We start from the raw sequence: 23570 nt of genomic DNA, 5'->3' as shown, positions 1-23570 counted from the left end.
ATTTAAGACCAGTGGGTTCAGTAGATAATCGGTCTCACCATCATCCTTATATAAGGAGCGATCCCCCCGTGTTCCTCGTCTATAAAGGCACTCCTAACCTCTTTCGATAAAGCGTCTATAGTGACCAGCTCCTGCAGGGGGATCGCTATCTCTCTCACTATGATATCTCCCTTTCCCAATAGAGTGACCCTTCTCGGGAAGATCCTTATGCTTTTTCTCATTAACTCACTCCTTTCAACACCGCTGACTATTATCCCTTCTTTAGTCTCCTCCCTCAGTTCCTCTAGCTCCCAGTCCCCTCCTTTTACTATGAGGTTGAAGTAATCCGGTCTCGGTATAACCCCCCTAGCATTTCCGGGCTTGCCCTTCGTCAGAGTACCCAAGTATTCTAATACGTATCCGTCCCCTATAAGTTCCTTCTTAACCGTCCTAACACCTTCGTCGTCGAAAACGGAAAACCCTACTAACTCTTGGTTTAGAGGGTCATCAATTACGGTTAGATAAGGTGAGAGCCTCTCCTCGAGTTTCAGCCCAGGTTCATCGCTCCTCAGTAAAGACATAACGTGGTGGAATATGTGTAACGTGACCTCAGGGTCCAGTATCGCCGTAATCCTCTCGAGGCTGAACACCCTGGACTGTGTGTAAGGCTTAGCTAAACTCCTCAAGAAGTCCACTACAGTGGGTATCTTAGACGGGTCTCCCGCATAAGCGAACCTCACTCCCCTATACTCCACGTAATTGAGGACTTTCTCTTCAACGCATTCGTTAACAGCTCTCACAACTTTCTTCGATATAGCGCTCCCTTCTTGTACCCTTATATCCTTACTCTTGTAGAACTTGTCTACTGAGTCAGACCTAAATGAAATGCAAGGGTCGTGATCAGGAACCCTTTCTTCCTTTGCCTCAGTCAAGCTCCAGCCGTCTTTTGTAAAATAACGGGTCGCGTTAATTTCCTTCATTTCGGAGAAATTGCCCTTCGGAGTAATGTGTATATTTACCTCCTTCAGGCTGAACGTCTGCACATAATTTTCTCTTGATAAAAGGAATTAAGTTTAACTTGAGATAAATTTTAAGTAAATTCACAATAATTAGACTTTACCGGCGACTCAAGTCCCGTGGGTCTTTCAAGGCTCTTTTACAATTTGACTTTACCTCGCAAAGTCATGGTTAATTACACACAGCAATACTAACGGGATGTAGTGTATAAGTTTATTAACGTGTTATAGAGAGGTCGTAATTTGTAGAGTATTAAGACTAATCCTACATTAACGTGTTACTCGTCCGCAAATTATACTAATGCGAAAGAAAATTACTTTTTTAAAGGCCGAGTGAAATACCCGGGCCATGAGCGTATAGGGTAATGGTACTACTCCCCTACCGAGGTTTTTCCCCGGTAAACGCTATTCGGAAATCGAGATCTTTTAGAACTGATAGTAAAAAATGGCTCCAAATATACCCTTACCGCTAGTGTAGTTGGTTTGTAGGGCTCAACGACCTCTGTCCCCCTTATTGAAGATTATTTCAAACAACATAGCGTTCCTTTCTTCTAGTACTGTCTCTACTAAGCTTCTAACTATTTTCCTGTATTTTTTGTCCTCAATGAAATCGTAACCTTCAATAATGCACAAGACCACCAAGTGTGGGAAGTCATCGGTTTTCATGTGGTAATGCCTAATTATATTACTGAACTTCTTACCGTCCGGGCCGCATATACTACACCTACCGTCCATATGGCTTTTTCGGTAGTGGATCCTGAGGTCTTTAAAGTCATCAAATACCTTTTTACATTCGGGACACCTATAACCCATTTACTCACTCTCCACGGTCACTCTTCCGAAGCCGTTCCTCCTTGAACTCCCTATCCCTTTAGCTATAGCGTTCTCCAGTGCACCTTTAACCCTCTCGTCCTCCTCCAGAAGTGTATAACGTAATTCTCCGACCAGTCCCACCACCTTTTTCCCCGCATAAATCACGGTCTCATACCAAACCTTAGAGGGTTCTTCCCTTACTTTGCCCTCTACCTCGAGGATAAGGCCCCTGAACTCCTCTCTAGTGAGGCCCAAGTGGTCCATGAAGTTCACCGCGAACACGAACGCGAAGAGGTTGGTAAACCTTTTCTTCTTCGACTTCTTTAGAGGGTCTGCTATGAGTGCGGGTGTCCTAACGCTCACCTTTATTTTATCCTTAAACTCAAACTCCACCTCCCTCAATTTCACGTCCACGACCTCCCATACGGTGTTGAACACCTTCTTCCTTTCCAAGCCTTTCAGAGCGTCTATGACGTCGTAGTAGTCCCCGCCTACATCGAAGGAGTACTCCTTCCCTGCTTCGACCTCCATGAAGTAAGGTACGGTAGAATACCTGACCAGATACGTGTTACCTACCCTTAGGGGTGATATTGTGACCTTTCGACTGAGGACTAACGATTTACCCACCTTAGACGTAAAAGGCGGTATAATAGCAGAGGTCGTGGGGGTAACTACGACTTCAGCGAGTAAGTAAGTCATCTCTGTCTCCCCCCAAAATACCGTAAATGATGTCGGCAAGCTCTCTATCGACCTTAAACACATCATCTAGTCCTACGGAGTAGACCTCTGGGTTCATGAGCACTATCCTCATCATCCTCCTTGCTGGGTCGTATTTGACCGGTATAAACTCGGCATACACCACCTTGGGTAATACCTCATCTACCACCCCAGCCTTTACTAGGGCCGATGCGTTCCTCAGAGCTTGCAGTGCCCCTATCTTTAAAATGCAGTACTTCTTCGACGGGCTCCTGTTCCCCTTTTCAGGCCTCATCGTCGTCTTTACTTCTATAATGTATTTAGCCTTACGGCTGCACGCGGCGTTCAGTATTACTGCGTCAGGGGTATATTTAATATCGTCGTAAAATAATCGTATATCCGTAAATATACGTACACCCGTGTCTCTCCTCTCGTAGTCTTTAGCCAAGACGTCTAATACTGCGTCTTCAGCAGACCAGTTAAAGTAGACCCCTGAGCCCTTCCTCCTTGCAGTTGTGGCACATTCCGGTAAGAATTTTGCGTATGTGTTATTCAGTGGGTGTTTGGTCTTGACTGCGGCTTTCTTTGCGTAGTAAGGGACGTTCTTATCGACATTAATCTTTCTTTCTTTAAATAGAGAAAGGTGGTTTGATAAATTATACTCAGCGATAAATACCATAGAGGCATCACCCTATTTGTCAGCAAGAGTCCCTATACTCACGTTTGCTTATCAGCACCTTAGAGCGTCCTTTACTTAAATAACTCGCGATAGTTCTATATACTTGGGTTAAAGTTAGAAAAATGCTTGAAATGTACATATTGAATACGTTTCGACTTACCATTGATTTATCACTAAATTAGAATTATTACCATATGAGTATATAAATTTTGATGCTCACGTAAAAAAGACTCATTATGGGAAGTTAACTATATTAATCATCGTGTTAGCCGTAACGTTTTCGACTAGTTCATTCAATTCATCGGGGCTACACAAAAATTTGGTCATAAAAAATAAAGTTTCCTCTTGTTCTTCACGGGTCTTCTAACTTCACCCTCTCAAACCCGTACTCGTCAAATACGTGGTCTGAACTTATTATACTTCCGCCGGAATACGCGGCGTGGAAAGCGTCAAATACGCCCATACCTTGCGATATCAGTACCGCCGCCTTTAGTACCCTTTCATCAAAGTACCTCGTTATCTCCATGACAGCTAACGTGACTTTTACGGGGTCTAGGCCGAACTTTTTGCATAATAACATCAACTCAATAAAAGTGGTCATGGAGGTAGTTATTTCACCTTTATGCTCGTTAAGCAGGCTAAGGGCTTTGTCCTTCAGCCAGTCCCTCTCCTTTAGTAACGCGAGGAAGAAGTCAGTATCAGCGTAGACCAAGTTCCCTCTCAGCCTCTTCTCTGGCAACCCTCTTTAACTCCTTCACGCTTACGTCAGGTAACTTCTTCCCTTCTTCCCCTAACGCTTTTACGGGGTCTTCCAGCCTGGGGATTAGCATTATACCGGTAGGGAGTTCAACGAGGTAAAACTCCTTCGACCCGGCTTTTTCCCTTATTTCCTTGGGTAAGTATACCCTCCCTTTATCGTCTACCCTTACTAGCATATTACTCTATTGGTGGGAAAGGTAAAATGCTTTTCCCAACGTAATACACTCCTCCCCACATACCCACAGACCTATTTTACCAGGTGAGGGTTTAAGTAGACGGGACGAATATAAACCTTAGTAGACGGGGGTTTAAATACAGCAATAACGCCACTGCTTTCTGTTTACTATGCGTAAATTAACGTAACCTAAAGCTTATAAATGTCTAGTTGAATAGAATCTTTTATGTCTCAAGCCGTGAAGGCGAACACAGACCTGCTGGACATAGCTACCAAGATAGCGATATCTGCGCTGACCCCGCAACAAGGGGGTAGAGGGACGCCCAGGCCTGCAGTGGATATTAGTAATATCAATAACCTCCTCACCTATATGCAAAGCAGGAAGAACATAAGAGACCTTTTGGCTTACATCTTGAGGCAGATGGGTAGGGGGGAAATAGACAAGAATACCGGGAAACTCCTACTTTCTGCGCTAAAGGATATGGGGAATACTCCCGAAGACGTAAATAGGGCCCTTGAGCTCATAGGCTACGTTAAGTGGATCTACGAGACCCTGGCTGGCCTCAACATAAACGTCACGAATCTGAAAGGGGTAGACACTTTCCAGAAGTTGGTCAACGAAGTGGCAAAGATGATGTGATATGGCCACTAACCCCTGCTACGATTTAGACGTGATTAAGAGCGTTGTGAGAATCAGCGGAAAAGTGAAGAACGAGACCCCCCTGAGGATAGGTTACGGTAAGTCACAGAGCTTTATCGACGCTACGGACAACCCCATTTTGAGGGTCAACGGGAAACCCGTCATCCCGGGGTCGAGCTTTAAGGGGGCATTCCGCAGCCTAGCTGAAGCCTACGTGAAGTCGTGGAACGACCCTAAGTATGTCGTATGTGACCTAGACGATGACGACTGCCCCAGTTGCGTTGAAGACGAAAAAGGAGCTAAGTTTTGTATCCCTTGCATAATCTTCGGGTTTAAAGACCTCTCTTCAAGGGTATACATACTGGACTCGGTAGCTGAAGACTACACGATTTCACAGAGGACTATGGTGACGATAAACAGGGTCTTCGGGGGCCAGTTACCGGGCCACCTTTACACACTGGACTTTGTAGACCCTAACGCAACGTTCAACTTCACGATGTTCCTCTACAACTTGGACATAGTAAACGGTGAGACCGAGGAGTGGAGAAAGAAGACAGTCGAAGTTATGAGGTATGTCCTAAAGACCCTGATAACAGACGGTATTTTTATGGGGGCAAAGAAGAGTGCGGGGTTCGGGCTGGTGAAACTCGTCTCAGGTGAAGTGGAAGTCCGTAAGCTACCAGACCTCATGAAGTCCACCAAACTGGACCTTATGGAGGTGGTAAAGTCATGGTAGACTACACCCTTATCAGGAAGGACGTGATCAAGAGGCAGACGGTAGTTGAAGGAGTTTTAGAGCTCCAATCCCCACTCAGGATCGGGGTAGGGAAAGCTGGGGGTTTTGACCCAGCAAGCACAGTAAGGGATACGGTATTAAAGGACGCCGGCGGTACCCCGGTCATCCCCGGGTCGTCATGGAAGGGGGTCTTCAGGTCGACGGGGGAGAGGATATTAAGGAGCAAAAACGTGACAGTGTGTAGCGGTGTCGGCAAGGACTATTGCCTGAACAACTTCAGGAAGTACGACGACTTCCAACGCAGCCTTTCCCGCGACGTGGCAGAGGCTATGAAGATATTTTGGGACTACACATGTCTCAACTGCAAGGTATTCGGTACCATGAGCGTTATAGGTGCCGTGAAGTTCCTGGACTCGAGGGCGATAGACTTCAAACTTGGGACGAGGACTATGGTAGCTATAAGCAGGACTGAAGGCGCTGCTGCTAGGGGCGCGTTAGTCCAAGTAGAATTCGTCGAACCGGGCTCGAAGTTTACATTTAAGTTCATTGGGACTAACTTGCCCAACTACACTATAGGGTACTTATTGACCATAATGAAGACTATCCACGATGGGGTGACCCAGATAGGAGGGCATAAGAGCAGGGGGTTCGGCTTCGTTAAGTTCGGTGAACTGAGGCTTTTAGACCTCGGAGAGAAGAAGATAGGCGACGAAGACGTTAAGGTCTCCGCTCCTGACGAGATAAAGGGGGAAGGGGACAAGTTCTTTGAACAAGTGAAGCCCTTTGTGGAGGCGTTTAACGGTGCAAAGGTACCGTACCCCATACACTGAGAGGAACGCCCCCGGGCTCGAAGGGGCCTTAGACATAGAGATGGAGGTCGTCTCAGACTACCTCCATGTGGGTAGCGGGGTCTATGACGTCGAGATATTGCGCCCCTTAGACGACATAGACAAGCTCGTGGAGAGCGCACTACAAGGGACAGTACCGGACGTCTCCGGCTACTTTTCCCCTGCGACCCACGAGATGAATAAGTACCTCGGTAAGGTAGTTATTCCAGGGTCTACTATAAAGGGCCTGGTGAGGACTAGACTGGAACTGTCTATCAGAGAGTCGTGCTATGTAGTATCAAGGAATTCAAACACGGTCTCAAATACTTATAAGAAGATATTCAGGAACCCCAAGCCCAAGTACTCTGATAGGTTCCCTGAAAGGGTGTGCCCGGTCTGTGACTTACTGGGTAACTCGGGGCTGGCCAGTAGGGTATCATTCACAGACCTCGTCATGGCCCAAGGGAAGACGGACTTCGTAAACGTTAACGGTCAATACTATGAGAGTGCTATTAAGGGCTCCAAGTTCGGGGGGAAAGTAGTCTACCGGTCATTAAAGCCCGTAGACCTAGGGATGTTACTTTACGGCCTCGGTTTCAGGTTGAAGGGCAATAAGTTGGAAGGGAAGGTGATGTTAATGGGTAGGTTTAAGTTCTCTGATAGGCGTTTCGGGAGGGTCAGGTTTTCATTACCAGCAGCGAAGGTGGAGTTTGTAAATGCGTTAAACGAGTTTATGAAGAAGTTTAACCCGTTCGACTATAACGAGGAGTGGTAGGCATGAAGGTCTGCATTAAGTACGACCTCTCTGTGGAACTTGATAAGGAGAGTAGTGAATGCCTCACCGTAGTTGAGGTCGACCGGGAAGAAAAGGCTAACGGGGAGGTAAAGTTCAAGGCAAACAAGTTTGGTATTGAGTACTATTCGATGGTGGTGAGGTATGACCCTGAGGGGTAAGTTAAATTTACCTGAGTATAAAGTAGTCTTTGACGGGGATAAAGGTAAGCAATACGAAGGCAACCAGGACTTGAAGGAGAAAATAGTGGACACTCTCTCTCATATGGCTCTGGTCTCATGTGAGCTCGCGGGCAACGACGAGAAGAAGGCCATGGACATATACGCAGACATGGTCTCTATGCTGTACAAGTTGCCTATGTTTATGTCATACGCACCTATAGAAGGTGATAGCAAATACCTACCTACAGCTTTCGAGTACTTCTTCGTTTACAGTATCGCGAGGCACGTACAAGACCTCACAATAGACAAAGACACTCCCTTAAGGGAAGTCTTTGAAAGGCTCGAGAAGTTTGAGAAAGCCGACGTCCTGAAGGGACTGGTCAGGGGCTACTTCTCATCGATACTGGAAATTTATGAGGCCCTATTAAATACACCTGCAGACACTAGGCCAGGGTTTAACTTCACATCTCTGGCATCTCACGTCCAGTTAACGTCGTTAACCTCTTGGCTCCTCCAGCCCTATTCGATAGACTTAAACTACTTGAGGGTAGCTTCTTTACTCCACGACATAGGAAAGGTAATTAACCCGCGTCACCACGTCGCTGAGGCTATCGATATCATGAGAGAAGTACAGAACAGATTAGAGAGCGATAAATCTTGTATAAAGCTGAACAAGGTCAAGGACCTCATTGCGTCCCACCACGGTGACTTTGAGAGTATTGTCAGTAAGGCTGACCGCTTAGCTTCAAGTGCAGACAGGCTAACAGAACTGGTAATGAAGGCCTTGGACGACGTGGAGTACGGCAAGGAAGTGAAAGAGTGTTTCAGTAAGAGCGGGGAGGAGTCCTATGACTGTTTTACAAGGCTCGGTAAGGAGAAGTATGAAAAGGTAACAAAAGAAGTATATAAGAAGATCCTGAGCTACGTAATACCTGAACGCATAGCACAAAACGAGAACTCGAGGCTCTTCCCCTTTATACCGGAGAAGGTCGAAAAGGTCGAAAAGAGAGTAAGCTTAGGCAGGCTGTTGGGCTATATCGTCTACATAGACCTCCCCGGTATACAGAAGTTCATTACCAATTTCCCCAAGCTCAGGGACATGTCCTTTGCCAGCATGTTAGTTGACTTCATGGTCACCGTTTACTCCTTTATGTTATTGGACAGTGAGTTCTCTAAACAGGGTAAGTCCAGACTACCTGCAGAGGCACTCCTCAGCGGGTACGGGGGCCACTCGTATATAGTGGTCAGGAGTGACATTTGCCCCGAAAACGTAAACTGTAAGGAAAGGATAAAGGGGCTGTTTAAGGGCCTTAAGCCCCTGAGGGATTTGGACCTAAAGCTGAGCGTGAGCGTTGCTGAGTTCGCATATGATAACTACATATCTAACTACAACGAGGTCTGGGAAAAGATCAAGGAGTCCTTCAGCGAGAAATACTTAGTGGACTTTGAGGAGGAGGTGTTCTCGGTAGGGCTGCACAAGACTTGTGAGAACTGCGGGGTGAGGCCTGCGACTAAGGAGTTCCCGGATATTGACGGTTATAAGTTACTCTGCGACAGATGTTACGAGATAAGACAACTGTCCAAGAACAGGGGTTTCATGAGCAAAGTGGGGTCTACCTATTCCCTCTCTGCAGAGGTCGGTAAGGTAACTCCTAGCGAGGTCGCTAGGTGCTTATTCGGCGATAACTATAACGAGTACGCTATGGAGTTCATAGCAGGGTATAAGGCCCCAGAAGACACACGATACGTGGCCTTGATCAAAGCTGACGGGAACTGGGGTAGTGTGATCTTTTCCTCGAGCGCTACGTTTTCAGACTACGTGGACAGGAGCTTTAAATTAGATTACGGGGTAAAGAAAGCGTTTTACGAAACGTTGTTAGAGTTAGCTAAGGCTGAGGTGGAAAGACAACACGGCGAACTCTCTCTGACAAGCAGGGTACTCTCAGGCGTACTGTACATAGGCGGGGACGACATAACCATTCTGGTCCCATCAGTAGTTGCTGTGCCGTTTGCGGTCAAGTTCTTTGAGAAGGCAAAGGAGTTCACCGGGTTCACATTTAAGGTGGGGGTGGTCAGTATCAAGCCAGACCACCCTATCCAGTTTGCCTTCCAAGCTACCGACGCGTTGATGGAGGAGAGTAAGATAAAGCCTGATATAAAACGACCTGAGGGTAACAAGACCAGCATCGGGTGTATGGTATTTTCGTCGACACTAGCCAGTAGGTCTGTAGTAGAGTCTGAGATCCATAGGTACAAGAGGCCTAACAGCCCTTCCTATTTGGCGGTCTCTAATGATGTAGAGAGCGTAAGGGAGTTGCTTAAGTTAGCGGGGCTCTATGAGTTCAAAGACGTAGTAGCCCTTTACTATAGCGACAAAGACAGAAGGGAGGCTAGGGAGAAGCTGAGGGTGTTGGAAGACGTAGTGGGTTATGCCGAAGTAAGGGTGGACAGCCCTAACGGTTACTTGACGACCTTAGCTTATATCTTAAGGCAGATAGCGAGGAGTGACGACGGCTACGATAAGGAAGTGCTAAAGAGGTTAGTCGCTAAGAAAAATGGTCAAGACCCGTTGAAAGGGATACCACTCTACGATTATTTCTTCGTCCTCAAGACCTTCAGGGTAGGTGTAGGGTAATGGAGTTCGGGCTAGTAGTAAAGAACTTGACTTCCCTAACAGTAGGAGGAGGGAGCAGTATAGGAGCAGTAGATATACCGTTAAACCCTGTGGTACTGCCTCCGTCAACAATAAAGGGGGTGTTAAGGACTGCCGTCCATAACTATTTACCTGACGGTTATTCCTCCTGCGGGCAGGTAGAGCCTGAAGAGATTAAGAAGGCCCATAAGGGCAAAGGCCCGTGTGACGTCTGCACGCTCTTCGGCTACCCTGACTACCGGGACTCGGGGTGCTTTGCTTTGACCGTGAACGTCCCGAGCGTGAAGAGGCACAAGGTGACGAGGGTGAAGATAGACGACAAGACCCAGAGGAGTGAAGAGGGCGCCCTATTTACGCAGGAGGTCGTATCACCTAACACTGAGTTTGAAGTGACAGTCTATTTCAGGGACTCCTGCGGTGAAAAGATGTTGAAGTTACTACTTTACTCTGTCTTAGCCTTACGTCTCTGGAGGATAGGTAGGAACGCAATGGTGGACGTAAAGTTAAAGGACGACATATGTCAGAAGGTGAAGTGTGACCAAGAAATGAAGGACATAGTATCGTCCTTGTCAGAGTACATGTGGGGTGAGTGAAATGGAGTTTTCACTGTTAAAGATAACGGTCAACGGTTACATTACGACCCAAGCGAGGAGGATAGGTAGTTATTACTTCTCTGTTACAGACTATATACCGGCGACCCAGCTCAGGGGGGCCCTCCTCGCCGAGTACTACTACCAGAAAGGGAAAATCGACCAAGGTTTCTACGCCTCACCGGCGTTCCCACTGGACTCAGCTCCGTCACATTACTTTTCCCCGGCAGAAGGGAGAAAGAGCAGTGACTTCGTAGAGGTAAGGGGTGTGTTAACGGAAAAGGGAAAGGAACTTGAGTCAGGGTCGCACCTAAAGGATGTCCTGAGACTTGACGACGAGATGAAGCCGACGATAGGTGTTATAATAAAGAGAAAAGAAGGCAAAGACGTGAACCGGTACTCCAGGTTTACAGCTGAGTCCTTTATCTCAATGCACGTAGCCATAGACAAGGTCTTAGCCTCGTCTTACCACAAGATGTTGTTCGCTTATGAGTTTAAGAAGTTCGATACGTTGTGGGCACTGGCGAGGCCCAGCGAGGTAATCGACGTAGTGAAGTCAGGTAAGATAAGGTTGGGGAGGGGTAAGAACAGGACTAACTCGATGGCTAGGGTGGACGTAGTAGGTGAGGTAGACTTACCAGAACCCCAAGGCCTCTCCTACTGCTTGTCACAATGTGTACCTTCACTGTTGGGAAAGAGGCTGTTTGACGTAGGTAAGGTGGACGGGAAGAGCGTAATAATAGGGAGTACCTCCACTTATGTGGGTTGGTTTACGAGCGATAAGGTATCGGGGCAAAAGCCCTCGTTCAGGACGCTCACCGAAGGTACGTTGGTACTCGTCAGAGAGAAGGGAGAATACGATAAAGTCCTGCCTGCAGGGTTAAACTTCATGTTCGGGATAGAGGACTTAGGGTCATTACTCCAGAAGGTGAAGGCGTAATGAAGGAGGTCTACTTATTTAAACTAAAGTTCAGTACACCCTACGGGTTGAGGGTCGGGGGTAGTAAGGAGGACATAAACGTGCTGACCCCGCTGAAAATGGACGAGTACTACGTAATACCGTGGAGTAGCTGGAAGGGTATATTCAGGAGGGCTACAGAAGTCTTAATAGCAGACCCGCACCACTTTAACGGACACGAAGACGATAACGTGGTCGATGACGGGAGCCTTGACGAGCTGTTGAAAGCTAAGGGGCTGGCCGATAAGAGTAACGAGAAAGTAAAGAAGGAAAGGAAGAAGTTTATAGCTATGTGGAACTGCCCCGTAGAGAGGCTTTACGGTAGTGAGTACTTCGCCTCCGCAGTGACCTTTTCCGACACGCTTATTAGCTCAGGAATAAACGATAGGGCACACGTAGTGATCGATAGGAAGACTAAGAAGGCAAAGGAAAGGCACTTATTCAGGGAACAGATCATAAACGTGAGTAGCGTTAGCGTTAAGGTCATAGTCAGGGACAGGATAGGGGACTGGTTTAAGACGTTAAAGTTCCTCAGTGAAGTGGGGACGTTTATAGGGGGAGGGAAGTCCAGGGGGATAGGCTACGCTATGTTAGACTGGAAGGAGAGCGAATACGCTAAAGTAGACGCACTAACCAGGAGAGCTGTGTTCCGGCCGTTAGGGGACTTTAAGTTATGACTTTTTTCAAGTATAGTCCCTTTATGTAGGCCCTCATAAGCTCTCCTAAGAATTTTTTAACAAGTTGTGGACTACTCCATTAAGGTGCTGAATAGTAGTAATAAATTGTAATAGCGAGGCAATGCGCGTACAATAAAGGCCGGTAGGCACGTGACGACTCGGGTTTAAGCACCTATCGGTGGATCGCCCCCGTTAATTACCCTATCGTCACAAGCCAAGCCTTACGCGTTATCAGATAAGCCGTTTGGCGCGGTTTTTACACCTTGACCTTTAAACCTAGCCGAGTATACACCCCCGCTCCTTACTAGGTCTTTGTCAGGGACTGGAGGGCAAGTCCCCACACTTCTTAGCAAGTCTTTACCCTTACGCTAACGGTACTGTTGCCCTTTGTTAACTGACCGGATATAACCAATTCCGGTCTTTCAAAATAATTTTTACCCCTAGACTTTATCTTTTACCCAAAAATCGTGGTGGCTGATTATAAACTCGTCAATTTCATCAGTAAAAAGGTGAGCCGGAATTAAGGGAGTTTACAGCCGCTTATATTAGCCTAGATACTATGACCAATGCAGGTATTATAACTAATACATACACTAACGTCCCGTCGTAGAAACCGAACTTTAACACTGTTAAGTAATAAGTGATCAGGCCCACTAGGTCTAACCAAAGCCCGTCCGCTAGACCTACGCCCCCTATTATCCCGACCCCCGTCTCCTTACCGTAAAACCTCATATACTTGTCCAGCTGTCTACCCCTCAAGTAGTCTGATAGGGTATTACTTATTACCGCGGGAAGGAAGATGATAGGGAAAGTCTCTAACGTCAAAGGCGAGATATAGTCACCGTAATGAAAGGCTGAAGCGAGGTCCCTAACAATTGCCCATATTATCGCGACCATAAGAGGGAACACTAATGAGAGTGCCTGTGACGAGACTACACCGATAGGGGTTACGTCCCCGGTGATACGGTTTACCAGTACCGCCGGTCTCATTGACACCCAGAAGATGAGGAATGACGCCCCCAAAACTAATAAGAGTGTAGCAGTAGTCACGTGGTATAATGCCCCGCCGGTGTATACGAGCGCGATGATAAACATAGGGACCAACGATAGGTTCACCATACTCTTTTCAGTGCCTACGGCTATAAACGACAGCAAAAGGCCCGCAACAGCACCGTAAATGAAAGTGGACACGGTAACACCAGTGTAAAAAGAGAGGAGTATCAGTGCCGAAAACATGACCGTCCCTGCCCATAACTGCGGTGTAGGTAGGGAATTGGCTTCTTCACTTTTACCTATCCTGACTGCGGACATGACCAGGGAAGGGGGAATAGCGTAAAGGAGGGAAGACACGCCCCCGGTGAGGACACCTAAGTTAAAGGGGAAGTACGGTATGACGTGAAAGAAATAATAGTTGATAAACAGCGACCAGAACCACATGATGTAGTACTTACCTGGCTCATTACCCCCGAAGAGCTTATAGGTCAACACGGAGAGTACTACTGAGTATAAAGTTAAGTTAACCACTTCCTCTACGACGTTATAATAGACGGGGGGTAACCCCTTTATAGGGAGAGATAAGTAGAACTTTGCGGAGTAGTGGACGGCTAAGAACGCCATTACTCCGGTCACGAAAAGCTTGAACTCGTGTGAGTAAAACCTTACAGCCATATAATGGTATCCCACTCTAGACCAAATAAAGGCTCACTACGCCATACACTTATTTATGCCTCTTCTTCAGTTTCAAGAGGAGATAGCTGGTTTACCTGAAAATTCAAGCAGGGTGCCGTTTTCGGCAAATACAATAGGCCTACAATGAACGCCCTTTTTTACGAATCTCTGTCTTCTTTTATACGTTTTCCTTGCTCAGTATTTCTTCGATCTTAGCTAAGTCCTTCTTTAACCCTTCACTGACATACCTTATGATATTGTCAGTTTTCTCGGGGTTTTTATTTACCACCTTTTTATCCTTTATTTGGGTCTTCAGGTCTACTGATAGCCCCCCGTGCATCAAGATGTTTCGGTATTGCACAAACCTAGAGTCTATTATCCCCTTTTCTTTTCCTACTAGAGAATTAATGACCTCATTACACTGGTCGTAAGGTGTGGGGGCCTTCTCCTGTCCACCATGACCTTTACCATTACTTTCAAACACACCTCCACCATGCTTGTCCAAACATATCGCCACCGCCAGTTCTCTACCGAGTGACAACGCGTTATCATAGTACTGTGCCCTTATATAGATGTCCAATATCCCCTTTAACCTCTCTATATCGTCTCCCTTTACGATTAAGTCTTGGACGGTAAGAGTAGAATAAAAGTTTGAAAGGAGTATGTTGCCCTCGTTCTCCAGACTCAGGTGGTCATACCACGACTCGTAGAACTCTTTTAGCTTATCTACGTCTCCTTTAATCGTGAGAAAGTTCGCCGTTACATCCTCCATGTCTTTAAGCGCGTTGACGCTGAAGCCCAACCGCAGGTTCCTTAGTAACTCCATAACTATGCTCGGGTCTAATCCCCTCAAACTCTTCAACACGTCTCTCTCTTTCTGGTAGTTTTTCACGTTAATCTTTAATAGCTTCTCCCTATAGTCCCTGAAGTACCTCTCGTCTACCCACTTTATTGAGAGGTAGACCCCATAAGAGTCCTTGAAAGCCCTTACAATATCGGTTACGTCCACTACGGTCACAGCACTACCCGGGCTCCCGATGACCGGTGCCATGAGAAAAGTACTGTCAAATAGGGAACCTGCTATCAGCGTTATCGCGATCAGGACGTTAGTACCGTGAGTGAGGTCTACAGTAAACTTTTCACAACCGTTATCAGCTAAGTCCTTAAAGACCGAGTAAACTACGTTATAGATAAAGACAGGTGACCTTTCGGACTTATATTGGTGCCTCTTATACCTCGGTCTATTGTCAGGGCCCTGCTCCCTAATTAGGTGTGCGTCATCGTCTATCTGATAAGGTGACCCTACCCCTACGTTGGGGATTACCCTTATGTCTAGTGAGTTTACGAACTCTTCTACATCTTTCCTCGTCTCGAAGTCCACATTTACCTCGTTAAGGCGGGACAGTATCATGTTCCTATAGCCTTTGGTTAACATCTCCTTGTACTGTGAGATATCGTCTTTATAGTATAACAAGCTGTCTGGGAGTAAGGCTACGACCTTACCTTGGTTCGTCAACCTTGCAATAGCATGTGCTGAAAAGAAAGACCTCTTTACCCTACCCTGATATACGTAGTCAATTGTGGAGTAGCTCATGACATCGCCAGCTATATAGACGAGACAGTCCATTACTAACTGTCTAAAGGAAAGGTTTTTAATCTTTAGCTCGGTTATTCATGGTATTTCCTAAAAACTAGGCATAAAATTTTCCTAAATTTAATTATGAGATTTTAAACTTAATCTATCTATGATATCTATTTATTAACAACGAATTCTGCAAAAAGTCACGTTAATACAAATATATTTGATAGAAAAAAGGGAGTCTCATATATTACCAAAAATTTTATATATACAAAAAATTTTTAATAAACTTTCTCGTAATATTATCTCAGGGTAGTATGAGTAAGTGTTTTCGAGAAATTACGGTCCAAGCATCGAAAGAGAGGGTAGTACGTTGGGTATCAGACCCGTTCCTGCTGTCAGGCGTGTTCGGGCACCTAAGTATTTTACAAGTGTTCGACCCGAAGTCCCGGACTTACGTGACCCCTTCCTCCATATCAGGTTTCTCCAACAAGTTCAGAGTGCTCTACATCTTTGGTACCCCTGAGACCAGACTGTACACGTCGTTAGGGGAGATGGAAGGGCCAGTATATACGCCTTCTGGGATAGTTTATAAGGGACTGAGTTATGACGGGAAATTAAAATGGGACATCAGCTTCGAAGTGAAGAGTGTTAAGTCTCTGGAGACTTTAGTCAAGGTTTACACTAATGCTGAGTACGAGGTCTCAGTCTTCGACAAGTTTTTCGGCAGGCAACCCTTTGCGCTAGCAGAACACATAGTCAGGGATCACATCGTCCCATATGTAAAGTACTATTTTAAGTCAAGCGACACCGGACAACTCGATATAACACCTACGGTCGTCTATACCGAGGAAGGGGCCCTGAGCGAGGTAATACCGAGAGCGCTGAAGAACGTTGACGAAATACAGTACGGGGTAATTATCATAGAAGGGGAAGGCGTAATGGGAAAGGTACTGGTCAAGAACGGTAAGTTAGAAAGGATCAGCGTAAACTATAACGAGAGCATAATATCAGGACAAGACGCACTATTACAGCTTTTGAGTATACCTAATAAGTCCAAAGTAACACTGTACAGCCTCGACTTGGATACAGCCGTCATGACTATATTGGAGAGGATAAGAGAGGAAAGGTCAGTGAGGGTTGAAAATTTTAATGATAAGTAAAAAATCTGCTTACCCTTAGAGTGTCTTGTCCTTACTTTCAACCCATCCCTCAAGGGTCCATATACAGTTACTATCTCGAGGTCACCCTAAAAATTAGGGCGGTATAGGAAAAGGTTTATAAATTTTGAGGTGATTGTGTAATCTTATAGCGAAATGCCCAAAGTATGTCCCAGATGCGGATACGTAAATGACGATTTGAGCATTATATGTTCTAAGTGTGGCTATCATTTCCCAGAGACCAGACACGACTACCAGTACTATTTCCCTAAAAAGAAAAAGAGGAATCTACCTATAATCAGCGTAGTCATTTTAACCATAGTCCTCCTAGGGATAGGGGGATTCCTCCTTTACAAGAATTCCGTTAATACCGTCAGAGTACCTATATCGTCTTCTGTCCCTGCGATTTCTTATACCCCTATATCGCTGTTAAAATACCAAGGTTGTGCGATCTCGTTCAACGGGGTAGACCAGTACTTCATTACTCCTATATTCTATATTAAGGATAACGGGGAAAATGTGCCAGTAGGGCTGTTCAGTTATGTGGCAATGGAATATAAAGCGGAGACTATAGCTATTAGGGCTTACTTAACGCCAAATACTCGAGGAGTCCTCATAGGGCTGTCAAAGGACACATTACCGTTTAACCCTCCAAAGTCGGGCTGGTCCCCGTTAGTTTATATAAGCCACGGAAAATTAATAATAGCTGATATATCGAATAACTCGTTAGGGTCGCTACAAGCATTCTTGCCCATAAAACCGTTCAAACTCGTAAAGACCGGTATAGGTCAACCCATACCCACACCTAACGGTGGAGAAGCCGCGATGTGTGTAAGTATAAATAAACCCGGCTTCTATTGGGTTTTGTTCCAAGAGTGGTCAGCTGACGGTATGACGTATATAGCAGGGTACATCAACGGAGAGCTAATAGCCGAGTTTTGTGCACCGTTTACTGACGCTTCGTCACTGTTCGGAGAGATAGGGCCCTATAAATACAACTTTGTCGGGGTCGCGTTCACTAAGCAGTGGCCTCAGACAAATTACCAATGGTACCCATTCAAAGGCTATATAAACAGTATTGTCGTATACCCGTCCTTACTGTCTAAGTCCCAGATGTATCAATTAGGTAACGGTACTATCCCCGGGGGCTATATAGCAGCATTTATTGCCTCAAGTAGTTACTATAACCAGAAAAGCGGGGTGTGGTACGCGTATAATAACACCCAGCTGGGGCTCATAGCCGTAGGTAACCCGTGTGTGGCTTCGGTGTAATATTTCCCCGTATTAATTTGGGAAGGCTAGTTGTCGACACCCCTCAATTGCCCAACTACTTTTTTTGGCAAGGATCGTTATCGAGTGTCGTGAAGTTAAGGGGGCCATCGGTTTATGTAAAACCATCACGTTTAACGTGTTTTTACTAATTCAGGCGTATAATGTAGGAGTACTCTAAGAAGTGAACTAACAACAAGAGGGTACCAGCGAAGATAAAACGCTTCCGCTCCAAGGCTAAGCGGGTTATGAAAGGTTTCGCCGAGAAGGTCGGTAAGTTAGCCGTTGAAGCCGTTATCACGCGTAGTACTAACTTAATGAAGCCAGAGGGCCTGAAAGACTTGATCAAGCATGTCGACTATCAAAGTCCCAGACTAAACTCTAGTTTACGCGTACAGCAGGGCTCAATATCGGACTTAATGTCAGGCGGAAAGGCATGGCTGTGGAGTTTCTTGACCTCAGGTACTCGTCTAATGCGTGTCCGAAATGTGGCGTAAAGACGGCGGGAATTGAGTCAGTTCAAGTGTTTTGCCTTCTGTTACGAGAATGACCGTGACGTTATTGTTACCGCAAACTTAAATGGGAGGGGTAGTCCGGCCCCCCCCGAGCTGCCCCTTATGTGACAGGTGTAGTCCCGGATCGGCGAGGAGGACTGTGTTATTGGGGTGACAAGGGAGTCAGTATAAAAAAGGGATAAACTTTTTCCTAACTTTAGACTTGTATTTTACATATTCTTCCCCTAGGCTTTCAATCAGGAGCCTTTCCTCTATGTTAGCCCTATAGTTGAATACTAAAATAGCCGGTAGGAGCAATACTAATGAAAAAAGGCTCCTGGTAGATAGGGCTATACCGAGGAGCGATATGGCTCCACCACCGTATGCCGGGTGCCTCACATATCCGTAAGGGCCACGTGTTACCACCCTGTGGTCGGAATATACAGTAACTACGGGTGAAAAGTACTTGTTTAGAGTAAAGATAGCCCAGAGCCTAAACGACTCCCCGACTATAATCAAAGAAGTCCCCACGTATAGAAATAAGAGCGGTAGTTCTCCGATACCGCTATAATATGAAAAGTAACCGAAGAAGAAGGAGAAGGTCACGGTAAAGTACATGGTAGCGAAAAAAATGAAGAATGACTTCCTTTCCCTCTTCCTCACTTCTCTCCTTCCCCTAGTTAACGGTATACCGTAAGTCATTACAAAATCCGCACCATAGAAGACAAAGAAGACTGTGTAAAACAGCACCTCGTTCAACTCGTTTGCAAATATCGGTATCATGTTGTAGACTTACACACGGGACTTATTAAAGTGAGGAGGTATTCCGAATATTAAACTTTAATGAAGGTTTAAAAGGGGTGTCCCGAAAAAGGTGGTCATCGTTTTTGCTTAAGTACGGACGGGTCACAATTCGAATATACATGCAGCGTTAGTACATTGTGCCGGTAAAGGAGTAAGGGGTGGGGTAATGACCAGTTCATAAAATAGCCCAACGAGTACTGCGGGGAAAACAAACATTGTCTATATATTACTATATAGTAGTAGATAGGCAATATAGAAAATATTTTTATCACTGATATAAAATGGGATTATATGAACAGTAAGCCCTTTTCCTTCATAGACGACCTCAAGTGGAACAAGTTTATAAGCAAGAACACCTTCATCACGGGGATGGGGGTATTCGCCGTAGGGTACGAGTTCACCGCGATATCCCTTACCTTACTTATCGTCCTCTCTTCTTTACACATTACCGGCAAGGAAAAACCCCTGTTAGAGGGCCTGTTAGTCTCTTCGGGGTACTTAGGTATGGTGACCGGAGGTATAGTGTTCGGGTTGCTGTCCAATAAGGGCAGGAAGAAGTATTACGGGGTCGACGTCCTATTGATGGGCATAGGGTCTCTCCTCCAGTTCTTTGTGAGCGATACACTGGAGTTAATACTCCTCAGGGCACTTATAGGGATAGGGGTAGGGGCTGACTTCGTCCTCTCACCCGTGATAATAGCGGAGAACTCAAACTCCGCCGATAGAGGGAAGGCGATTGCAATAGGCAGAGTCGTCATGATAACCTTAGGCGATATAGCGGCGTCCCTCGTGTTCTTAGGGCTGTTGCTTTCACACGTCAGCCCTTCCCTTTTGTGGAGGGTCACCTTGTCCCTAGGGGCCGTCCCCGCCTTAGGGACCTTCTACCTGAGGAGGAAGCTACCCGATACCGTGAGGTACCTCGGGAGGGTCAAAGGTGACTTGAACGCCCTAAACGAAGCCGCGAGGCAGATAACGGGTAAGGAGGTAAAAATACGTGACATAACAGTCGATAATACGCCTGTACCGGTGTACTTTAAGAGGAACTGGAGGCTCTTCCTTACGTCCGCCCTCCTTTGGTCGCTGCTAGACCTGAACATCGGGATAAAGGAGTTCGGCCCTACACTTATAGCCCACCGCATAGGGATAACAGACCCTGCAGTTTATAAAATCGTAACCGACTTAGGGTTTGCCTTACCGGGAGCTTTTCTTGGGCTATGGTTAATAGATAAGGGGAGGAAACTGTCCCAAACGATTTCATTAGTGTCACTAGTGTTCATCCTTTCATTGTTTGTAGTCCTTAGGGGTGTACTACCCGACGTCGGGCTATTCCTCATCATCTCCACTTACTACTTTGCGTATAACATAGGTACACACCCTATAATAGGGACAGGCTTGCCTGCAGTAGAACTGGCTCCTACTAAGGTCAGGGGCCTCGTGCAAGGGATAGTGGTAGCGGTGGCAAAAGCTGGTGGGGCAATAGGTACATTAGTGTTCCCCCTCTTAGTCCACCAGTACGGGCTAATAGGTGCTTTTATACCGTCTATAGCGATCTATATCGTGATGTTACTGTTGTACTTGTTAGTTATACCTGAGACCGGGAAAAAGCCACTCGAAGAGGTGTCGATGGAGGTAGTAGAAGGGCAAAAGACTGAGGACAAAATGTAGCATTCCAAGCCCCACCAGGTCTGTAAGGGCGCGAACACCCACGAGGCGGTAGGCTTGTTCGATAAGGTTAGGGCTTGGTTAAGGCCCTTACTTAAGTTAATGTATGAGACCCACATAATATTTTAACTATAGCCTATCTCGTGATAATCGGAAGGACATGAAAGGTACGACTCATCCATAGGGCCCCAGTGGGTTAATGGTGGTTGTGTATGACCCCCGAAAGAGGTGTGCATAGCGGGGTCAAAAGTGATAAAGGCAAGGATAAGTCACGCCGTGGGTAAAAACAAGAGCTATTGCCCAAGCGTAGCCGCTCTCGTCTCCATTGCAAATTTTAATACTCTCCATCAAAATCAAATTAGTATAATTCTATGTACAAATAACAAATGTGTGTGAAACATTCTATTTAATTTAAGTTATAACACCTCATAACCCTCTCGTCAGTATCTTAGTATTAATTTTACCTAATGTATAATTAACAGTTAAAATACCACTTTGACGAGACAAAATGGAAATTGAAACGGACCCGTGAACGCCCCTAAAGCATGAAGAGCTTTTATACCCTTTCTCAGACTACATACTGTGCACGGGCTCCATATTGAACTCTGTAAGAAGGCCTTAGAATACTTGGTCTCTTCAGAGGAGGCATTTAAACGCGGATTGTATAACGCTTCCGGGTTGCTGTCGCAAGTCTCTGCGGAGTTAGCGGTCAAAGCCACTATCTCGTACCTGGGCTACACGTTCCCAGAGACCCACGAAATCAGGAAACCCTTATCACTCCTCTCAGCGTTTGCGCTGAAGGACGAAATTACGGAGTTTGTAAGGGGCAAGAGGGGTGAGTTAATCCTCTTGGAGGACGCTAGGCAGAGAGGGCAATACTTGTCTTATGGGCTCACCAGAGAGGACGCAGAGGTGTGTCTGGGTACTGCTAAGGAGGTAATCGGACTTGTGAGGAAAGTATGGGGTGAGAAGTGGTGTTCGGGTTAGAGAGGATCAAGTTCCTAGAGGAGAACTGGCGGGAGGTGGCACTCCTAGTCCTCGATAGGGCCATGAGGTTCGCTAACGTAAAGGGGGCCATAGTATACGGCTCCGTGATAAAAGGGAGGGCGTCTGGTAGCAGTGACCTCGATATCGCGCTAATAGTCAGGGGTTTAGACGTGAAAAAGTACAGTGAGCTGTTAGTCAAAGTCCACTCGGTGTTACCTGAGGAGGTATCCGAGTTAGTCGACCTGAAGTTCGTAAATGAAGCCGACGAGGAGGAGTTCCTGAAGTTCGTCAAGGAGTATGTGGCACTGACCTACACCTCTGCTCCGCAAGGCTGAGTTAACTCACCGGAATTAGGAGCCAGCATAACAATCAGGCCCTTATTTTAGGTGATTCTTGACGTTCTCTAAACACTTACCATAGCTCACGTAGATCTCATCCCCCTCCTTCCTTAAGTATGTTACGTTCTGTTCAAAGCCCGCATGTGCGTATAGGTTTCTCCTATTAGAGTCACATTCCTTCTGTGCTTTCCTACGCTCGTCCCCTTCACGCCCGCTGTTAGCCAGTATTTCTGCGTATAGCCTCGGCTCTTTTCCTATACCCCTCTTTTTCATCAGGTCTACCTCGTTTAAGACCATTGACCTAACGGTCTCTGAAACAGAAAACTTTTTCGCCATCTCTTCTATATCGCTTAGCCTTACTTCGTCTCCTGCCTTTACGTTAGACGTTACCTTCATCACCACATCGAGGAACGAATGGAGGTGGCTCAACTCCACCGGTAACTTATCCTTATATACCAGTCTACTAGCCCCTCCTTCGTCTCTGACCTCGGTCTTGACCCTGAAGTTCATGTAGTCCACTACGCTAAGCTTGTCCTCCACTGCCCTGAAGCACTGTTCTAGCCCTCCCTTAATTAAGGCGATATAGGGGAATATGCCCGAGAATAGCGCTGTCACTGACGAGTAGATTAGGTCTACGTCACACTGTGTCTCCCCCTTAAGCACGTTGTTTTGCACTTTGTTCTTGTGGTCTTTAGATAAGAAGGGGGATAAAACGTGTAGCAGTGATAACCGGGTGGACGTCTTCTCCTCGTACACTCTAGTAATGTGGTAAGGCCCGCTAACGCCTTGTACCACAGGTTCCGAATTAAAGGTAGATAAATTGAGGGCCTCCTTCTCATTGACCATGTATGTATATGAGGCGAGCTTTATTGCGTCCGTAGCCAGCAAGGGCATGTAGTTTATCCCGTGGGTTATGTCAATATATACTTCGTCAGGCTTTTTGTCCTCCAGCAACTTTAGTGTGTTATAATATATGAAGTTAAAGAAGAGCGTGTTCTTTCTGTCTTCTTGGACGAACGTGTTCCCAAAGACGTTAGGTGCTACAATCAAATCTATGTCATTTATGTTGAGCTTATCTTTTACGTACCCTGTGACATAATTTACACAGTCCTCGTAACTCCTGTTCTTGGTGAGGTCACACAAGCTTAACCCCGCGTAGACTACTACGTGGTCTATGCTTAAGGCTTTACGTATCGCGTCGAAACTCGCCTTTGTGGGGTATTGATGGTCTGAGCCATCTACCACATATTCTACTTCCTTATAGTTCTTAGGATCACCTATGGGGGCGAATAAGGTCTTCATGAAAGATGGTTTGAAAAAGATGTATTTAAGCCTAGTTGCCTTATAAAACCGTTCACTCCTACACTTTTATCTCCATTGTGATTAGGTGTAGGGGCTTCAGCCCCCCAGTACTCCCCGTGTACTCTGTTCATTTATGTAGACAATAAAGAGCTAGC

Annotated in this window: 25 protein-coding genes; 14 read left to right on the top strand and 11 right to left on the bottom strand. The window is 46.1% G+C overall.

Annotated elements, in window-relative coordinates:
* Nucleotides 1–17 precede the first annotated feature (17 nt).
* The 6 genes from KN1_RS06965 to KN1_RS06940 form a co-directional block, all read right to left on the bottom strand.
* Nucleotides 18–1022 (bottom strand): metallopeptidase TldD-related protein, encoded by a 1005-nt coding sequence (locus tag KN1_RS06965; protein WP_221286547.1) that lies wholly within the window; start codon nt 1020–1022, stop codon nt 18–20.
* A 465-nt stretch (nt 1023–1487) separates the two neighbouring features.
* Nucleotides 1488–1808 carry a C2H2-type zinc finger protein gene (locus tag KN1_RS06960; protein WP_221286545.1) on the bottom strand — a complete coding sequence of 107 codons (321 nt, stop codon included), beginning with the start codon at nt 1806–1808 and terminating at the stop codon, nt 1488–1490.
* Nucleotides 1809–2507 (bottom strand): CRISPR-associated endoribonuclease Cas6, encoded by a 699-nt coding sequence (locus tag KN1_RS06955; protein WP_225905615.1) that lies wholly within the window; start codon nt 2505–2507, stop codon nt 1809–1811.
* The gene (locus KN1_RS06950; RefSeq protein WP_221286544.1) at nt 2488–3183 is read right to left on the bottom strand and encodes a hypothetical protein; all 696 of its coding nucleotides are present in this window, start codon (nt 3181–3183) and stop codon (nt 2488–2490) included. Before KN1_RS06950 ends, KN1_RS06955 begins: the two co-directional genes overlap by 20 nt.
* A gap of 352 nt (nt 3184–3535) precedes the next feature.
* Nucleotides 3536–3922 carry a type II toxin-antitoxin system VapC family toxin gene (locus tag KN1_RS06945; protein WP_225905614.1) on the bottom strand — a complete coding sequence of 129 codons (387 nt, stop codon included), beginning with the start codon at nt 3920–3922 and terminating at the stop codon, nt 3536–3538.
* Nucleotides 3882–4118, bottom strand: a complete 237-nt coding sequence (locus KN1_RS06940; RefSeq protein ID WP_221286542.1) for an AbrB/MazE/SpoVT family DNA-binding domain-containing protein — start codon at nt 4116–4118, stop codon at nt 3882–3884. Before KN1_RS06940 ends, KN1_RS06945 begins: the two co-directional genes overlap by 41 nt.
* A gap of 225 nt (nt 4119–4343) precedes the next feature.
* Between KN1_RS06940 and KN1_RS06935 the strand changes: the two genes are divergently transcribed.
* Genes KN1_RS06935 through KN1_RS06895 form a run of 9 tightly spaced genes read left to right on the top strand, consistent with a single transcriptional unit; the run spans nt 4344 to nt 12152 of the window.
* A complete protein-coding gene (locus tag KN1_RS06935) occupies nt 4344–4757 on the top strand; it encodes a hypothetical protein (RefSeq protein WP_221286540.1) in 414 nt (137 codons plus the stop codon).
* 1 nt (nt 4758) lies between these two features.
* Nucleotides 4759–5493, top strand: coding sequence for a type III CRISPR-associated RAMP protein Csx7 (gene csx7 / locus KN1_RS06930; RefSeq protein WP_221286538.1), 735 nt, complete (start codon nt 4759–4761; stop codon nt 5491–5493).
* Nucleotides 5487–6323: a type III CRISPR-associated RAMP protein Csx7 gene (csx7, locus tag KN1_RS06925; protein WP_221286537.1), complete on the top strand. Its 837-nt coding sequence runs from the start codon at nt 5487–5489 to the stop codon at nt 6321–6323. The genes csx7 (KN1_RS06930) and csx7 (KN1_RS06925) overlap by 7 nt, the downstream gene beginning before the upstream one ends.
* Nucleotides 6295–7095 carry an RAMP superfamily CRISPR-associated protein gene (locus KN1_RS06920; RefSeq protein ID WP_221286535.1) on the top strand — a complete coding sequence of 267 codons (801 nt, stop codon included), beginning with the start codon at nt 6295–6297 and terminating at the stop codon, nt 7093–7095. Before csx7 (KN1_RS06925) ends, KN1_RS06920 begins: the two co-directional genes overlap by 29 nt.
* 2 nt (nt 7096–7097) lie before the next feature.
* Entirely contained in the window at nt 7098–7274 is a 177-nt protein-coding gene (locus tag KN1_RS06915) for a hypothetical protein (RefSeq protein ID WP_221286534.1), read from the top strand.
* Nucleotides 7258–9909 (top strand): HD domain-containing protein, encoded by a 2652-nt coding sequence (locus KN1_RS06910; protein WP_221286533.1) that lies wholly within the window; start codon nt 7258–7260, stop codon nt 9907–9909. The genes KN1_RS06915 and KN1_RS06910 overlap by 17 nt, the downstream gene beginning before the upstream one ends.
* The gene (locus tag KN1_RS06905; RefSeq protein ID WP_221286532.1) at nt 9909–10520 is read left to right on the top strand and encodes an RAMP superfamily CRISPR-associated protein; all 612 of its coding nucleotides are present in this window, start codon (nt 9909–9911) and stop codon (nt 10518–10520) included. Before KN1_RS06910 ends, KN1_RS06905 begins: the two co-directional genes overlap by 1 nt.
* A 1-nt stretch (nt 10521) precedes the next feature.
* Nucleotides 10522–11457: a hypothetical protein gene (locus KN1_RS06900; RefSeq protein ID WP_221286531.1), complete on the top strand. Its 936-nt coding sequence runs from the start codon at nt 10522–10524 to the stop codon at nt 11455–11457.
* Nucleotides 11457–12152, top strand: coding sequence for an RAMP superfamily CRISPR-associated protein (locus KN1_RS06895; protein ID WP_221286530.1), 696 nt, complete (start codon nt 11457–11459; stop codon nt 12150–12152). The genes KN1_RS06900 and KN1_RS06895 overlap by 1 nt, the downstream gene beginning before the upstream one ends.
* A gap of 221 nt (nt 12153–12373) precedes the next feature.
* Here KN1_RS06895 and KN1_RS14970 read toward each other — a convergent pair whose 3' ends face one another.
* From KN1_RS14970 to KN1_RS06885, 3 genes are all read right to left on the bottom strand, one after another.
* Nucleotides 12374–12505 (bottom strand): hypothetical protein, encoded by a 132-nt coding sequence (locus tag KN1_RS14970; RefSeq protein WP_258712494.1) that lies wholly within the window; start codon nt 12503–12505, stop codon nt 12374–12376.
* Between the two features lie 187 nt (nt 12506–12692).
* Nucleotides 12693–13820, bottom strand: coding sequence for a hypothetical protein (locus KN1_RS06890; RefSeq protein ID WP_221286529.1), 1128 nt, complete (start codon nt 13818–13820; stop codon nt 12693–12695).
* A gap of 178 nt (nt 13821–13998) precedes the next feature.
* On the bottom strand, nt 13999–15447 hold the full coding sequence (locus KN1_RS06885) for a TM1812 family CRISPR-associated protein (RefSeq protein ID WP_221286528.1): 1449 nt from the start codon (nt 15445–15447) through the stop codon (nt 13999–14001).
* 269 nt (nt 15448–15716) lie between these two features.
* Here KN1_RS06885 and KN1_RS06880 point away from each other — a divergent pair, with 269 nt between their 5' ends.
* Entirely contained in the window at nt 15717–16562 is an 846-nt protein-coding gene (locus tag KN1_RS06880; protein WP_221286527.1) for a hypothetical protein, read from the top strand.
* Between the two features lie 153 nt (nt 16563–16715).
* Nucleotides 16716–17831 (top strand): hypothetical protein, encoded by a 1116-nt coding sequence (locus KN1_RS06875; RefSeq protein WP_221286526.1) that lies wholly within the window; start codon nt 16716–16718, stop codon nt 17829–17831.
* Nucleotides 17832–18505: 674 nt separating this feature from the next.
* Here KN1_RS06875 and KN1_RS06870 read toward each other — a convergent pair.
* Complete coding sequence (locus KN1_RS06870) at nt 18506–19105, bottom strand: methyltransferase family protein (RefSeq protein ID WP_221286524.1); 600 nt, start codon at nt 19103–19105, stop codon at nt 18506–18508.
* A 312-nt stretch (nt 19106–19417) separates the two neighbouring features.
* Here KN1_RS06870 and KN1_RS06865 point away from each other — a divergent pair, with 312 nt between their 5' ends.
* The 3 genes from KN1_RS06865 to KN1_RS06855 all read left to right on the top strand — a co-directional run bounded on the left by KN1_RS06865 (nt 19418) and on the right by KN1_RS06855 (nt 22110).
* Nucleotides 19418–20791 (top strand): MFS transporter, encoded by a 1374-nt coding sequence (locus tag KN1_RS06865; protein WP_221286522.1) that lies wholly within the window; start codon nt 19418–19420, stop codon nt 20789–20791.
* Between the two features lie 579 nt (nt 20792–21370).
* Nucleotides 21371–21775 (top strand): HEPN domain-containing protein, encoded by a 405-nt coding sequence (locus tag KN1_RS06860; protein ID WP_221286519.1) that lies wholly within the window; start codon nt 21371–21373, stop codon nt 21773–21775.
* Nucleotides 21763–22110: a nucleotidyltransferase domain-containing protein gene (locus KN1_RS06855; protein WP_221286517.1), complete on the top strand. Its 348-nt coding sequence runs from the start codon at nt 21763–21765 to the stop codon at nt 22108–22110. Before KN1_RS06860 ends, KN1_RS06855 begins: the two co-directional genes overlap by 13 nt.
* Nucleotides 22111–22152: 42 nt before the next feature.
* Here the strand turns inward: KN1_RS06855 and csx1 are convergent, their stop codons facing one another.
* On the bottom strand, nt 22153–23415 hold the full coding sequence (gene csx1 / locus KN1_RS06850) for a CRISPR-associated CARF protein Csx1 (protein ID WP_221286515.1): 1263 nt from the start codon (nt 23413–23415) through the stop codon (nt 22153–22155).
* Nucleotides 23416–23570 lie beyond the last annotated feature (155 nt).

This window comes from Stygiolobus caldivivus, from assembly GCF_019704315.1.
GTDB lineage: Archaea > Thermoproteota > Thermoprotei_A > Sulfolobales > Sulfolobaceae > Stygiolobus > Stygiolobus caldivivus.
Note: the sequence above shows the minus strand (reverse complement) of the source record. Positions and strands in the feature narration are given on the sequence as shown.

What these genes read in the sequence shown, in the direction of transcription:
- KN1_RS06960 (WP_221286545.1), bottom strand. Translation starts at nt 1,808, where the DNA reads ATGGGTTATAGGTGTCCCGAATGTAAAAAGGTATTTGATGACTTTAAA.
- KN1_RS06955 (WP_225905615.1), bottom strand. Translation starts at nt 2,507, where the DNA reads ATGACTTACTTACTCGCTGAAGTCGTAGTTACCCCCACGACCTCTGCT.
- KN1_RS06950 (WP_221286544.1), bottom strand. Translation starts at nt 3,183, where the DNA reads ATGGTATTTATCGCTGAGTATAATTTATCAAACCACCTTTCTCTATTT.
- KN1_RS06940 (WP_221286542.1), bottom strand. Translation starts at nt 4,118, where the DNA reads ATGCTAGTAAGGGTAGACGATAAAGGGAGGGTATACTTACCCAAGGAA.
- KN1_RS06935 (WP_221286540.1), top strand. Translation starts at nt 4,344, where the DNA reads ATGTCTCAAGCCGTGAAGGCGAACACAGACCTGCTGGACATAGCTACC.
- csx7 (WP_221286538.1), top strand. Translation starts at nt 4,759, where the DNA reads ATGGCCACTAACCCCTGCTACGATTTAGACGTGATTAAGAGCGTTGTG.
- csx7 (WP_221286537.1), top strand. Translation starts at nt 5,487, where the DNA reads ATGGTAGACTACACCCTTATCAGGAAGGACGTGATCAAGAGGCAGACG.
- KN1_RS06915 (WP_221286534.1), top strand. Translation starts at nt 7,098, where the DNA reads ATGAAGGTCTGCATTAAGTACGACCTCTCTGTGGAACTTGATAAGGAG.
- KN1_RS06910 (WP_221286533.1), top strand. Translation starts at nt 7,258, where the DNA reads ATGACCCTGAGGGGTAAGTTAAATTTACCTGAGTATAAAGTAGTCTTT.
- KN1_RS06905 (WP_221286532.1), top strand. Translation starts at nt 9,909, where the DNA reads ATGGAGTTCGGGCTAGTAGTAAAGAACTTGACTTCCCTAACAGTAGGA.
- KN1_RS06900 (WP_221286531.1), top strand. Translation starts at nt 10,522, where the DNA reads ATGGAGTTTTCACTGTTAAAGATAACGGTCAACGGTTACATTACGACC.
- KN1_RS06895 (WP_221286530.1), top strand. Translation starts at nt 11,457, where the DNA reads ATGAAGGAGGTCTACTTATTTAAACTAAAGTTCAGTACACCCTACGGG.
- KN1_RS06890 (WP_221286529.1), bottom strand. Translation starts at nt 13,820, where the DNA reads ATGGCTGTAAGGTTTTACTCACACGAGTTCAAGCTTTTCGTGACCGGA.
- KN1_RS06885 (WP_221286528.1), bottom strand. Translation starts at nt 15,447, where the DNA reads ATGGACTGTCTCGTCTATATAGCTGGCGATGTCATGAGCTACTCCACA.
- KN1_RS06880 (WP_221286527.1), top strand. Translation starts at nt 15,717, where the DNA reads ATGAGTAAGTGTTTTCGAGAAATTACGGTCCAAGCATCGAAAGAGAGG.
- KN1_RS06875 (WP_221286526.1), top strand. Translation starts at nt 16,716, where the DNA reads ATGCCCAAAGTATGTCCCAGATGCGGATACGTAAATGACGATTTGAGC.
- KN1_RS06870 (WP_221286524.1), bottom strand. Translation starts at nt 19,105, where the DNA reads ATGATACCGATATTTGCAAACGAGTTGAACGAGGTGCTGTTTTACACA.
- KN1_RS06865 (WP_221286522.1), top strand. Translation starts at nt 19,418, where the DNA reads ATGAACAGTAAGCCCTTTTCCTTCATAGACGACCTCAAGTGGAACAAG.
- csx1 (WP_221286515.1), bottom strand. Translation starts at nt 23,415, where the DNA reads ATGAAGACCTTATTCGCCCCCATAGGTGATCCTAAGAACTATAAGGAA.